Annotated in this window: 14 protein-coding genes; 11 read left to right on the top strand and 3 right to left on the bottom strand. The window is 69.9% G+C overall.

What is annotated here, in order from left to right; translation table 11 throughout:
* Window positions 1-119 precede the first annotated feature (119 nt).
* A complete protein-coding gene (locus tag D7006_RS00755; protein ID WP_237355181.1) occupies window positions 120-2,504 on the top strand; it encodes a Tex family protein in 2,385 nt (794 codons plus the stop codon).
* A gap of 22 nt (window positions 2,505-2,526) precedes the next feature.
* Here D7006_RS00755 and D7006_RS00750 read toward each other — a convergent pair whose 3' ends face one another.
* Window positions 2,527-2,865 carry a hypothetical protein gene (locus tag D7006_RS00750; protein WP_237355180.1) on the bottom strand — a complete coding sequence of 113 codons (339 nt, stop codon included), beginning with the start codon at window positions 2,863-2,865 and terminating at the stop codon, window positions 2,527-2,529.
* 270 nt (window positions 2,866-3,135) lie between these two features.
* Here D7006_RS00750 and D7006_RS00745 point away from each other — a divergent pair, with 270 nt between their 5' ends.
* The 8 genes from D7006_RS00745 to D7006_RS00710 all read left to right on the top strand — a co-directional run bounded on the left by D7006_RS00745 (window position 3,136) and on the right by D7006_RS00710 (window position 8,705).
* Window positions 3,136-3,582: a host attachment protein gene (locus D7006_RS00745; RefSeq protein ID WP_169124916.1), complete on the top strand. Its 447-nt coding sequence runs from the start codon at window positions 3,136-3,138 to the stop codon at window positions 3,580-3,582.
* A gap of 118 nt (window positions 3,583-3,700) precedes the next feature.
* The gene (locus tag D7006_RS00740) at window positions 3,701-4,201 is read left to right on the top strand and encodes a TspO/MBR family protein (protein ID WP_371745141.1); all 501 of its coding nucleotides are present in this window, start codon (window positions 3,701-3,703) and stop codon (window positions 4,199-4,201) included.
* A gap of 19 nt (window positions 4,202-4,220) precedes the next feature.
* The gene (locus D7006_RS00735) at window positions 4,221-4,415 is read left to right on the top strand and encodes a twin transmembrane helix small protein (RefSeq protein WP_169124918.1); all 195 of its coding nucleotides are present in this window, start codon (window positions 4,221-4,223) and stop codon (window positions 4,413-4,415) included.
* 5 nt (window positions 4,416-4,420) lie between these two features.
* A complete protein-coding gene (locus D7006_RS00730) occupies window positions 4,421-5,017 on the top strand; it encodes a cob(I)yrinic acid a,c-diamide adenosyltransferase (protein ID WP_229646216.1) in 597 nt (198 codons plus the stop codon).
* Between the two features lie 158 nt (window positions 5,018-5,175).
* Complete coding sequence (locus D7006_RS00725; protein ID WP_237355178.1) at window positions 5,176-5,907, top strand: rhomboid family intramembrane serine protease; 732 nt, start codon at window positions 5,176-5,178, stop codon at window positions 5,905-5,907.
* Between the two features lie 132 nt (window positions 5,908-6,039).
* Entirely contained in the window at window positions 6,040-6,789 is a 750-nt protein-coding gene (locus D7006_RS00720) for an electron transfer flavoprotein subunit beta/FixA family protein (RefSeq protein WP_237355177.1), read from the top strand.
* Window positions 6,789-7,733, top strand: a complete 945-nt coding sequence (locus D7006_RS00715) for an electron transfer flavoprotein subunit alpha/FixB family protein (protein ID WP_237355176.1) — start codon at window positions 6,789-6,791, stop codon at window positions 7,731-7,733. Before D7006_RS00720 ends, D7006_RS00715 begins: the two co-directional genes overlap by 1 nt.
* Before the next feature lie 90 nt (window positions 7,734-7,823).
* Window positions 7,824-8,705, top strand: a complete 882-nt coding sequence (locus D7006_RS00710) for a 3-hydroxybutyryl-CoA dehydrogenase (RefSeq protein WP_169123228.1) — start codon at window positions 7,824-7,826, stop codon at window positions 8,703-8,705.
* A gap of 72 nt (window positions 8,706-8,777) precedes the next feature.
* On the opposite strand, the gene D7006_RS00705 is transcribed toward D7006_RS00710, so the two are convergent.
* On the bottom strand, window positions 8,778-10,127 hold the full coding sequence (locus D7006_RS00705; RefSeq protein ID WP_237355174.1) for an ATP-binding protein: 1,350 nt from the start codon (window positions 10,125-10,127) through the stop codon (window positions 8,778-8,780).
* Window positions 10,124-10,846 (bottom strand): response regulator, encoded by a 723-nt coding sequence (locus D7006_RS00700; RefSeq protein WP_229646182.1) that lies wholly within the window; start codon window positions 10,844-10,846, stop codon window positions 10,124-10,126. Before D7006_RS00700 ends, D7006_RS00705 begins: the two co-directional genes overlap by 4 nt.
* Window positions 10,847-11,045: 199 nt before the next feature.
* Between D7006_RS00700 and D7006_RS00695 the strand changes: the two genes are divergently transcribed.
* On the top strand, window positions 11,046-11,645 hold the full coding sequence (locus D7006_RS00695; protein WP_237355172.1) for a hypothetical protein: 600 nt from the start codon (window positions 11,046-11,048) through the stop codon (window positions 11,643-11,645).
* Between the two features lie 181 nt (window positions 11,646-11,826).
* On the top strand, window positions 11,827-12,888 hold the full coding sequence (locus D7006_RS00690) for a LacI family DNA-binding transcriptional regulator (RefSeq protein ID WP_237355170.1): 1,062 nt from the start codon (window positions 11,827-11,829) through the stop codon (window positions 12,886-12,888).
* Window positions 12,889-12,894 lie beyond the last annotated feature (6 nt).

The following is a 12,894-nucleotide window of genomic DNA, read 5'->3' as shown; positions in this document are numbered from 1 at the left end:
CGATGAGCGGACGACAGATGAGGGGCACACGAACGGTTCTTTCCCCAGCCGTAACGTGACAGCGCCCCATTGCTCGGCTATGGGCGTGCCCCCGTCACCGCAGGAGAGGATGAGACCCCATGGCCGCCGCACCGCAGGGCAACGCAGACGCCATCGCCCGCCTCATCGCCGCCGAGATCAATGCCCGCCCGGCGCAGGTCACGGCCGCGGTCTCCCTCATCGACGAAGGCGCCACTGTTCCCTTCATCGCCCGCTACCGCAAGGAAGTGACGGGCGGCCTCGACGACACCCAGCTGCGCACGCTGGAAGAGCGCCTCTCCTACCTGCGCGAGCTGGAAAGCCGCCGCGCCGCCGTGCTCTCCTCCATCGACGGGCAGGGCAAGCTCTCCGACGAGCTGCGCGGCAAGATCGAGGCGGCCACCACCAAGGCGGAGCTAGAAGACCTCTACCTCCCCTACAAGCCCAAGCGCCGCACCAAGGCGGAAATCGCCCGCGAGAAGGGCCTCGGGCCGCTGGCCGAGGCGATCCTCGCCGACCGCTCCGTCGCTCCGGCCGAGCGCGCGGCCGCCTTCCTCAACGAGCAGGTGGCGGACATCAAGGCAGCGCTGGACGGCGCCCGCGACATTCTGGTGGAGACCTTCGCCGAGAATGCCGAGCTGGTGGGCCGCCTGCGTGGACACCTCAAGGCCAATGCCATGCTCAAGGCCAAGGTGGCCGAGGGCAAGGAGGAGGCGGGCGCCAAGTTCCGCGACTATTTCGACCATTCGGAGAAATGGGCCACCGCCCCGAGCCACCGCGTGCTCGCCATGCTGCGCGGGCGCAACGAGGAGATGCTGACCCTCGACCTCGTGGTGGACGAGGATGCCACCACCCCGGTGAAGCCGGCCGAGCGCATCGTGGCCGAGGCCTACGACATCCCCCTCGCCAATGGCGCGCCGGCGGACGGCTTCCTGCTGGAGGTGGCGCGCTGGGCATGGCGGGTGAAGCTCTCGCTCCACCTCACCGTCGAATTGATGGGCGAGATGCGCGAGCGGGCGGAAGAAGAGGCCATCCGCGTCTTCGCCCGCAACCTCAAGGACCTGCTGCTGGCCGCCCCGGCCGGCTCGCGCGCCACCATGGGCCTCGATCCGGGCATCCGCACCGGCGTGAAGGTGGCGGTGGTGGACGGCACGGGCAAGCTCATCGCCACGTCCACCGTCTATCCCTTCCAGCCGCGCAACGACGTGCAGGGCGCCATGGCGGAGCTGGCGCACCTCATCCGCCGGCACAATGTGGAGCTGATCGCCATCGGCAACGGCACCGCCAGCCGCGAGACCGACAAGCTCGCCGCAGACATGATTGCCGCGCTGCCGCCGGACGCCAATGGCCGGAAGCCCATCAAGGTGGTGGTGAGCGAGGCCGGCGCCTCGGTCTATTCCGCCTCGGCCACCGCCGCCGCCGAGATGCCGGACATCGACGTGTCCATCCGCGGCGCCGTCTCCATCGCCCGCCGCCTGCAGGACCCGCTGGCGGAGCTGGTGAAGATCGAGCCCAAGGCCATCGGCGTCGGCCAGTACCAGCACGACGTGGATCAGGCCCGCCTCGCCAAAGCCCTGGACGCGGTGGTGGAAGACGCGGTGAACGCCGTGGGCGTGGACCTCAACACCGCCTCGGCCTCCTTGCTCGCCCGCGTGTCCGGCCTCGGCGCCTCGCTGGCGGAGGCCATCGTGGCCCATCGCAATTCGGTGGGTGCGTTCAAGACCCGCAAGGAACTGCTGAAGGTCTCCCGCCTCGGCCCGCGCACCTTCGAGCTGGCCGCCGGCTTCCTGCGCATCCCGGACGGTGCCGAGCCGCTGGATGCGTCCGCCGTGCATCCGGAAGCCTATGAGGTGGCCAAGAAGATCGTCGCCGCCTGCGGGCGCGACGTGCGCCAGATCATGGGCGACACGGCGGCGCTGAAGGCGCTGGACCCGCGCGCCTTCGTGGACGAGCGCTTCGGCCTGCCCACGGTGCGCGACATCCTCACGGAGCTGGAAAAGCCCGGCCGCGACCCCCGCCCGGCCTTCAAGACCGCAACCTTCGCCGAGGGCGTTCACGAGATGAGCGACCTCAAGCCGGGCATGGTGCTGGAAGGCACGGTGACCAATGTGGCCGCCTTCGGCGCCTTCGTGGACATCGGCGTCCACCAGGACGGGCTGGTCCATGTCTCGGCGCTGGCCGACCGCTTCGTGAAGGACCCGCACGAGGTGGTGAAGGCGGGCGATGTGGTGAAGGTGCGCGTGGTGGAAGTGGACGTGAAGCGCAAGCGCATCGCCCTCTCCATGCGCAAGGACGATGCCGGCGCCTCCCGCCCCGCCGGAGGCCGGCCGGACCAGCCGCGCAATGACGGCCGCGGCAACGATTTCCGAGGCACCGACGCTCGCCGCCCGCAGCCGGGGAAGCCGGGGGACAAGGGCGGCGACAAGGGTGGGCAAGGCGCCTTCGGCGCGGCACTGGCCGAGGCCATGCGGCGCAAGGGCCAGTAGGCCCAAACGAAAACGGCCGGGCTCAGGGCCCGGCCGCTTCTGCAATCAGAGACGGAAGCGTCAGCGCCCGGGCGTGGACCCGCGCGAGCTTGGGCACGAGGCGCGTCAGGCGGGCGCGGCGGCCGGAGGGCGGGCCGTCCTCGTCGTCCATCAGCATGACGGCGAAGCCCATCTGCACGCTGCCGAAGGTGATGCCCAGCGCCACCGTGAGAACGCCCAGAGCGAGCCATCCATCCGGAGAATGCGCGAACAGGCTGGCGAGGTGTGCCACGTCGAAGGCGACGAGAAGCGCCACGAACACGGCCGCGACACCGATGCCGATGGCGGCGTGGCGGAGAAGGAAGCGAACCAGGAACGGCATGGCGGTATTCCTCGGCAGGGCTGGGCGGCTGGCGATGGCGCGCACCGCGCCGGATCGCCTGAAGGATCGCCGATAGCCGCAGACCTCTTTGATCGAAGCGTCTCACGCCACTTCCCGTGGGACAAGCGCCCGCCCGTCGTCACAAGGTCGCAGATGCTGCCGCCGCGTTTGTCTCTGGACAAAGCCCCGGCCCCACCCATGTGACACAAAGGCCTGACCACCGGCCCCAGACGGCGCCTTCGGGCGTCATACGATCAGGGAGACAGGGACATGACCAAGGCCGACAAGATGAACCGCCTCGTGGTGGTGTGCGACGGCGCCAAGGCCGTCCTGCTCGCCGATACCGGCATCGCCCCGGCGCCGCGCCTGTCTGTGATCGAGAGCTTCAGCGAGCCCCATCCCGGCACCGCCGCCCTCGGCACGGATCGTCCCGGCCGGGTGCATGAATCCGCAACCGTCGCCCGCAGCGCGGTGGAGACCACCGATTTGCACGCCCAGGCGGAAGCGGCCTTCATCGCCCGGGTCGCAGGAAGGCTCGATGCGCTGGTGGCCTCGGGCGAGGCCCCGGCCCGCATCCTCCTCGTCGCCCCGCCCAAGGCGCTGGGCGTGCTGCGGGAGGCGCTGTCCCACCGCGTCAAGCCGCTGGTGGATGGCGAGATCGCCAAGGATCTGGTGAAGCTCCCGGTGGACGAGATCGCCAGCCACATCGCCACCTGAGCCTTGGCCACCTGAGCCGTGGCCCCGGCAGGCGAAACGATCCGCCGGGGTGTGGCGTTCGGATAAGGAGAAGCTGCCGCCCGCATGGCCGGCGGTGGAAAGGTGCTTCCACATGTCCATGACGTCCCCCCGCTCGCTCTCGCCCTGCGCCGTCTCCCGGCTGCGGCTGCTCGGCTGCCTCGCGCTGATGCTGGGAGTGGGCGCTGTCGGCGGGGCGGTGACCTCGCCGGCCATCCCCGCCTGGTATCAAGGTCTGGTGAAGCCGGGCTGGACGCCCCCCAACGCCGCCTTCCCCATCGTCTGGACGCTGCTCTATCTGATGATGGCGGTGAGCCTCTGGCGGCTGTGGGACAAGGTGCCCCCCTCCTCCGCGCGCACCGTGGCCATCGGCCTGTTCCTGGCGCAGCTGGCGCTCAATTTCATCTGGTCACCGGTATTCTTCGGCCTGCACGCGATCCACGCGGGGCTCGTCATCATCATCGGCCTCGTCGTGCTGCTGGCGCTGACGCTGCGCGCCACCTTCCCGCTGGACCGCACGGCCGGCTGGCTGCTGGTGCCCTATCTCGTCTGGGTGTGCTACGCCTCGACGCTCAATGCCGGCATCGCCGTGCTCAACTGAGCGCCGGGAGGAAACGAAGATGGTGCACTGGTCGGTCTTTCTGTTCATCCCGCTCGCGCTGGCGCTGGTGGCCGGCGTGCTCTTCCTCGGCCTGTTCAACTTCGCCTCGGGCGGCTCGCCGCAACGCTCGCAGAAGCTGATGCAGATGCGCGTGCTGTTCCAGTTCCTCGCCATCATCATCGTCATGGCCACCATCTTCGCCATGGGTCGCTGACGGTCATGGTCAAGCTGAACAAGATCTACACCCGCACCGGAGATGACGGCACCACGGGCCTCGGCACCGGCAAGCGCGTGCCCAAATACGACCTGCGCGTCGAGGCCTATGGCGCGGTGGATGAGACCAACGCCGCCCTCGGCATCGCCCGGCTCCACCTCTCCGGCGAGCCTTTGCTCGAAGCCATCCTGGTGCGCATCCAGAACGACCTGTTCGATCTCGGCGCCGACCTCTGCGTGCCGCCCGCGGCCAACGAGGAGCAGGGCGCGAGCCTGCGCATCGTGCCGGCGCAGGTGAAGCGGCTGGAGGACGACATCGACCTCCTCAATGCTGAACTCTCCCCCCTCACCTCCTTCGTGCTGCCAGCGGGAACGGCCGCATCCGCCCACCTCCACCTCGCCCGCACCATCTGCCGGCGGGCCGAGCGCATCATGGTCGCATTGTCGCACCAGGGCGAAGGCACGGTGGGAGAGGGCGCGGTGGGTGCGCCGGCGCTGCACTACGTGAACCGGCTGTCGGACCTCCTGTTCGTCGCCGGCCGCTACGCCAATGCGCGCGGCGCCGCGGACGTGCTGTGGGTGCCGGGCGCGAGCCGGACCTGACGCCGCCCCGGTCACCGCAGCGATCCCCCTGCTCTAGGGTATTGAGTTGACGCATTTTCTCCACGCGCGCCGGTATCCACTTCGCGCGAAAATGCTCTAAGCTTGCCGTAACGGGACAGGACGGCCGCGGGCGGCAGACGAGTCCCCGGGACCGTCTGATGTTCGTTCCAATCGCCGATGCCAACCCGCTGGAGCATGTGCGCCGCCCCTACGTCACGTGGGGGCTCGTCGCGCTGAACGTGTTCGTGTTCGTCGCGCTCCAGCGTGGTGCGTTCGGGCCGGTGAGCGAGGCCGGCGTGCTCGGCTTCGGCGCCATTCCCGCCGTGGTGAGCGGCATCGCCATCCTGCCCGAGGGTTATGAGCGGCTGCCGCCGGCCCTCACCCTCGTCAGCTACATGTTCCTGCACGGCGGCTGGCTCCACCTTATCGGCAACATGGCCTTCCTGCTGGTGTTCGCCGACAATGTGGAGGACGCCATGGGCCATGGCCGCTTCCTCATTTTCTACCTGCTGTGCGGGGTCGTCGCCGGGCTGGTCCATGTGGTGGCCGAACCGGGGTCGGAGGCGCCGCTGGTGGGGGCGTCCGGGGCGGTGGCCGGGGTGATCGCGGCCTATCTGGTGCTGCACCCGAACATCCGCCTGTGGGCGCTGGTGCTGATGAAGATCCCGCTGCGGGTACCCGCCTACTGGGCCATCGGCGCGTGGTTCGGCCTTCAGGTGTGGCAGATCTTGTCGAGCTCGGACCAGGAGACGGCGTGGTGGGCGCACGTGGGCGGCTTTCTCGCCGGAGCCGTGCTGGTGGCGCTGATGCGCCGGCCGGGCGTCGCCCTGTTCGATCGCGATCCCTCCGGCGTGCCGAGCGTCCGAACGCCGCGCCGGAGCGAGCGTTGACACACTTTCTGGCCCCTCCTACGTTGCCCGCCCGCAAGAAATGCTGCAATGCAGGGATAAGAGCGGAAGTCACGATCATCGGCGGATTTTGCGACCGCCGGTCGAGATTTCGGGAACGGGGAGCGTGTGTCGATGAAGATCCTGGTGCCCGTTAAGCGGGTGGTGGATTACAACGTTAAGGTTCGTGTGAAGTCTGACGGGTCGGGCGTGGAGCTTGCGAACGTCAAGATGTCCATGAACCCGTTCGACGAGATCGCGGTGGAAGAGGCGCTGCGCCTCAAGGAAGCCGGCAAGGCGACCGAGGTTGTGGCGGTGTCCATCGGACCGGCCCAGGCCTCCGAGACGCTGCGCACGGCGCTGGCCATGGGCGCCGATCGCGGCATTCTGGTGAAGACCGATGGCGTGGTCGAGCCGCTCGCCGTCGCCAAGATCCTCAAGGGCGTGGTGGGCGAGGAAGCCCCCGGCCTCGTGATCCTCGGCAAGCAGGCCATCGACGACGACTGCAACCAGACCGGCCAGATGCTGGCGGCGCTGCTCGGCTGGCCTCAGGCCACCTTCGCCTCCAAGGTCGTGGTGGAAGACGGCGGCGTGGTCGTCACCCGCGAGATCGACGGCGGCCTGCAGACCCTCAAGCTCAACGGCCCGGCCATCGTCACCACGGACCTGCGCCTCAACGAGCCGCGCTACGCCTCGCTTCCCAACATCATGAAGGCGAAGAAGAAGCCCATCGGCGAGAAGACGCCGGCCGATTACGGCGTCGACGTCGCCCCGCGGCTCGAGGTGCTGAAGACCCAGGAGCCGGCCGGCCGCAAGGCGGGCGTGAAGGTGGGCTCGGTGGCCGAGCTGGTGGCGAAGCTCAAGGACGAGGCGGGGGTGATCTGATGGCCGTTCTGCTCATTGCCGAACACGACAATTCGGCCCTCAACGGCGTCACCGCCAAGGCCCTCACCGCCGCCGCCGCGCTCGGGTCCCCCGTGCACGTGCTGGTGGCCGGCCAGAACGCCAAGGGCGTGGCCGAGGCCGCCGCGAAGCTCTCGGGCGTCGAGAAGGTGCTGCTCGCCGACGACGCGCTCTATGCCCACCGTCTCGCCGAGCCGCTGGCGGCGCTGGTCGTCTCGCTGGCCGGGTCCTACGACGCCATCGTCGGCCCCTCCACCGCCAGCGCCAAGAACGTGCTGCCGCGCGTCGCCGCTTTGCTGGACGTGATGCAGGTGTCCGACATCATCAAGGTGGTGGCGCCCGACACGTTCGAACGGCCCATCTATGCCGGCAACGCCATCCAGACGGTGAAGTCCAACGACGCGAAGAAGGTCGTGACGGTGCGCACCGCCTCCTTCGCCGCCACGCCCGAGGGCGGCGCGGCCGCCATCGAGACCGTTGGCGCGGCGTCCGATCCGGCGCTCTCCACCTTCGTGGAAGAGAGCATCGCCGCCTCCGACCGTCCCGAGCTGACCGCCGCGAAGATCATCGTGTCGGGCGGCCGCGCGGTGGGCTCGCGGGAGAAGTTCGCCGAGCTGATCGAGCCTTTGGCTGACGCCCTGGGCGCGGCGGTGGGCGCCTCGCGCGCCGCGGTGGATGCGGGCTATGCCCCGAACGACTGGCAGGTGGGCCAGACCGGCAAGGTCGTCGCCCCCGAGCTCTACATCGCCCTCGGCATCTCCGGCGCCATCCAGCACCTCGCCGGCATGAAGGACTCCAAGGTCATCGTCGCCGTCAACAAGGACGAGGAGGCCCCCATCTTCCAGGTGGCCGACTACGGCCTCGTCGGCGATATCAACACCGTCATCCCCGAACTCAAGGCGGAAATCGCCAAGGTTAAGGGATAGGATCATTCTGGCTGCGGCCGGAGAACCACCGGCCGCAGTTTCGGGGATGCCCGCCCCGGTCACCGGCAAACAAGGCGAAACGAGAGAATCATGCCGCTCGAGATCAAGAAGGTCGGGGTCATCGGCGCAGGCCAGATGGGCAACGGCATCGCGCACGTGTGCGCGCTCGCCGGCTACGACGTGGCGCTGAACGACGCGGACCCCGACCGCATCCGCTCCGGCCTCGCCACCATCAATGGCAACATGGCCAAGCAGGTGGCGAAGGGCTCCGTGTCCGAGACCGACCGGCAGGAAGCCCTCGCCCGCATCGTCGCCGCGGACAAGACCGAGGACCTCGCCGACTGCGACCTCGTGATCGAATCGGCCACCGAGCGGGAAGAGGTGAAGCGCAAGATCTTCTCCGCGCTGTGCCAGGTGGTGAAGCCGGAGGCGATTCTCGCCTCCAACACCTCCTCCATCTCCATCACCCGCCTCGCCGCCGCCACCGACCGGCCGGAGCGCTTCATCGGCATTCACTTCATGAATCCGGTGCCGCTGATGGAGCTGGTCGAGCTGGTGCGCGGCATCGCCACCGACGACGAGACCTTCGAGGCCTCCAAGACCTTCGTCACCCGCCTGCACAAGACCTATGCGGTGGCCGAGGACTTCCCGGCCTTCATCGTCAACCGCATCCTGCTGCCGATGATCAACGAGGCGATCTACACCCTCTATGAGGGCGTGGGCTCGGTGGATTCCATCGATCGCGCCATGAAGCTTGGCGCGAACCACCCCATGGGTCCGCTGCAGCTCGCCGACTTCATCGGCCTCGATACCTGCCTCGCGGTGATGCAGGTGCTGCACGAGGGCCTCGCCGATTCCAAGTACCGGCCCTGCCCGCTGCTGGTGAAGTATGTCGAGGCCGGCTGGCTCGGCCGCAAGACGCAGCGCGGCTTCTACGACTATCGCGGCGAGAAGCCCGTCCCCACCCGCTGAGGCTCGGGATGGAGAGGTCGGCCCGGCCTCTCCCCTGATATCAGCCCCGGCCGAAGGCGGCCGGGCGCCCGATCACGCGTCGGCGTCCTGCCCCGCCTCGGCCGCCGGCAATTCCACCCGCTGCAACAGGCCGCCCCCGGGACGGTTCGAGAGGGTGAGCCGCCCGCCATGGCGGCCGATGATCTCGTTGGCGATGGCAAGGCCCAGGCCCGCCCCGGGGATCTTCACCTGCCGCGCCGGGTCGACCCGGAAGAACGGCTCGAACACCTGCCCCATCAAGGCCTCGGGAATGCCGGGGCCATCATCCTCGATCACCAGCACCACCCGCTCCGCATCGGCGCTGACGGCGAGCCGCGCGCCGCCGCCATGGGTGGCGGCATTGACCGCGAGGTTGCGCACCGCGCGCTTGAGCGACAATGGCCGCCCCGCCACATAGGCCGGCACCGCGGCGAGGAGGGCGACGGCGAGCCCGATCTCTTTCAATTCCATCGCCACGTCGGCGGCGAGGCGGTCGATGCGCACCGTCTCCAGCGTGCCGCCCTCCACCTCCTCGCGCACGAGGCGGATGGCGCTGTCGGCGATGCGGTCCAGCTCCGCGAGGTCGGAGAGCCACTGGGCGCGCTCCTCCTCATCCGGGATGAATTCGGCGCGCAGGCGCATGCGCGTGAGGGGCGTGCGCAGATCATGGGCCGCGCCGGCGACGATGCGCATCCGGCTGTCCATGGAGGCCTTCAGCCGCGCCGAGAGCCGATTGATGGCGGCGGCCGCGGCGCGCACCTCGGTCGGCCCCCGTTCGGGCAGCACGGGCAGTTCGCCATCGGGACCGATGCGCCGCGCCGCCTCCTCCACCAGTGCCAGCGGACGGGTGAGGCGGTGCACGGCGAGGATGACGACCCCGGTGACGCCGAGGATCATGAAGGCAAGCCACACCGCAAAGCCCACCGCACCGCCAGGCGGGCCGGGCGGCGGACGGGGCGGCCGGCGGCCATCCACCACCAGCCAACGCCCGTCCGGCAACCGCAGAGCCGTAACCCCCGCCGCGCCGTCGGGGCCGGGATCGTCAGGAGGGGCGGAACCCGGCGGCCCGGACGGCGGTGGGCGACGCAGCACCTGGACGGGCAAGGTGGAGCCGAGCCGAGCCAGCGCCTCGCTCATCAGCCGCGTCTCAACCGGATCGATGTCGCCCGCGGGCGGGTCGTGCCGCAGCAGCGCCGCGCCGATTTGCGACCGGACCTCGGTGCCCTGCGGAACGGCTGCCGCCAGATCGGCCATGAGGAGCAGGTCGGCGGCATGGGTGCCATGGTCGCCGAAGGGCGGCCATTGGGGGCGGGCGATGAAGAAGGACGCTCCGTTCGCCAGCGCGATCACCACCAGCACCGCCACCACGAGGATGGCGGTGACCTGGGCGCGCAGGGTCCTCACGGCGCCTCCTCGATGTCCACCCGCACGGAGAGCTGGTAGCCGCCGTTGCGCAGCGTCTTCAGGATCTGGAACGCGCCCTGGTCGCCGAGCTTGCGCCTGAGCCGGCTGACCAGCACATCCACCGAGCGGTCGAACGGGCCGGCCTCCCGCCCGCGGGTGATGTCGAGCAGCTGATCGCGGGAGAGGATGCGGCCGGGCCGCTCCAGAAACGCCATCAGCAGGTCGAACTCGGCCCCGGTGAGGGGCACCTCCGAGCCGTCCGCCGCCGTGACGCGGCGCAGGTCCGGCTCGGCGCGGAAGCCGGCGAAGCCGTAGGCGCGCACGGCGGAGGACGTGGGATCGGTGACGCTGGTGCGCCTGAGGACGGCGCGGATGCGGGCCACCAGCTCCCGCGGATTGAACGGCTTGCCGAGATAGTCGTCCGCCCCGATCTCGAGGCCGATGATGCGGTCCACGTCCTCCTTCAGGGCGGTGAGCAGGATCACCGGCACCCGCGAGCGGGCGCGCAGGGCACGGCAGAGGTCGAGGCCGGAGGCGTCGGGCAGCATCAAATCCAGCACCACGAAATCGATGCGCTGGGTGGTAAGCTTCTCGTCCATCTCCCGCCCGTCGCCGGCCGCGGTCACGCGGAAGCCCTGCGCGGCGAGATAGCGGCTGAGCAGCTTGCGGATTTCGAGATCGTCGTCGACGACGAGAATATGCGGACCGTCCTGTTGCACCGGTTCCTCCGTTCGGACCGATGCTATCCCGCCTCCCCCGCCGCCGCACGCATCCATGCTTCCCAGCATTGCCACGGGGCGCCCGGCAACATTGCGTTACAAATTCCGCCCGGCGGGACAAGTAGCGATACCTCCCGGACCTCATTTGGCTACGAGCCGCCTCCATCCTCGCGGCAACCTGATGGACAGGAGGCACGCCATGACGTGCAACGCACCGATACGGAAGACGCCGCGCCAGAGTTTCCGGGCCCTCATTCTCGCCGGGGCGACCCTCGGCATTCTGGCCGTCGCCGGTTTCATCGTGTCCTCGCCGGGATACGCCAAGGTGGACGACCACATGCCCCCGCAGGACCAGTTCGCGGCCGGGCCGGATACGCCGCCCATGCCCTTCGGCCCGCCCCATGGCCCGGGGGGTGGACCGATCGGTGGTCCGCTGACCCTCGCCCGCCACCTTGCCGCCGCCGAGACCGCCCTCGGCATCCGCGCCAACCAGCTGGACGCCTGGCGCGACTTCACCGATGCGCTGCAGGAGGCCTTGCCGCCCCCGCCGCCGCCCCCTCAGCCCGGCGCTGCGCCGCTCTCCCTCGTCACCGCGTTCGGCGTGCGCAGCGAGGAGGCCGGCAAAGCCGGGACCCGGCTCCTCAAGGCCGTGGACGCCCTGAAGGCGCGCCTCTCGCCCGACCAGATCGAGAAGCTGGGCCGCCTCGAATTCGCACTTCTGCCGCCGCCTCCGCCGCCCCCCGGCGTGCCGTTCGGCGGCCACCCCGATCGCCCCACGCCGCCACCCGCGCGTCCGTGAGGCCACGAGAAGGAAGGGAATCTCGCCGCCCTTGATCTTCCCTTCCCCGCAGCGGGCGTGCCTCGGCACGCCCGCTGTCCGCATTTCCCGTCCCCTCCCAGCCCGTCACACGCCTGTCGCGCGTTGCACCTATTGATCTGAAAACGGTTTCACGCTCCATTGGAGCCCACCGGGGTCGGACGTGCCGCGCATCGTCACCATCAGGACCGTCGCCGAACGGGCGGGCTGCTCCATCGCGACGGTCAGCCGCGTCATCAACCGCTCGGCTCCCACCAGCGCCGAAGTGGAGGCCCGGGTCCGTGCGGCCATCGACGAGCTGGGCTTCCGCCCGAGCGAGATCGGCCGGGCGCTGAAGACGCTCAAGACCCGCACCGTCGGCGTCCTGATTCCGAGCCTCACCAATCCGGTCTTCGCCGCCTCCGTGGCGGGAATGCAGGCGGCCGCCCGCGAGCGCCGCCACACCCTGCTCCTCACCGCCACCGACTACGAGCCCGCCGCCGAGGCGGAGCTGGTGGAAACGCTGGTGGCGCAGAATGTCGCCGGCCTCGTGCTCACCGTCGCCTGCGCCGGCCACAACGCGACGCTCGACCTGCTGGAGGCGGAGAGCATTCCCTTCGTGCTCGTCCACAACGAGCCGGAGGGCGATGCCCGCGCCGCCGTGTGCGTGGACAATGCGGCTGCCACCTCCGCCCTGACGGAGGCGATGATCGCAGCCGGCCACCGCAACATCGCCTATCTCGCCGGCCGCTTCGCCACCTCCGACCGCTCGCTCAGGCGCTATGAGGGCTATCGCGCGGCCATGGAGAAGGCCGGGCTCCATGCCGCCGCGCCGCTGGAACTCGACTATCTGGGCGACGCGCCGAGCCACGCCGCCGCGCTCGCCGGGCTGTTCGGGGGCATATCCGCCCCCACCGCCGCACTGTGCTCCAACGATCTGCTGGCCCTCTCCGTCACCGGCGCGCTGCGCGACCTCGGCATCCGCGTGCCGGATGACGTCTCGGTGGCCGGGTTCGACGGCATCGCCCTCGGCCGCGCCATGAGCCCGAGCCTCGCCACCGTGGACACCCCCACCCGCCGCATGGGCGAACAGGCGGTGGAGCTGCTGTTCGAGATGATCGAGACCGGCGCCGCCCCCCGCGTGGAGCGGCTGCCCTTCGGCCTGCGGTCCGGCGGCACCCTTGCCGCCGCGCCGAAGCCGCCCCGCCGACAGGAACCTACCCCGCCGTCCCTGCCCAACACGTGAGGCCCA

The organism is Xanthobacter sp. YC-JY1, from assembly GCF_021730305.1.
GTDB classification, from domain to species: domain Bacteria; phylum Pseudomonadota; class Alphaproteobacteria; order Rhizobiales; family Xanthobacteraceae; genus Xanthobacter; species Xanthobacter flavus.
The sequence above is the reverse complement of the archived record's forward strand: the minus strand, read 5'-3'. Positions and strand labels throughout refer to the sequence as shown.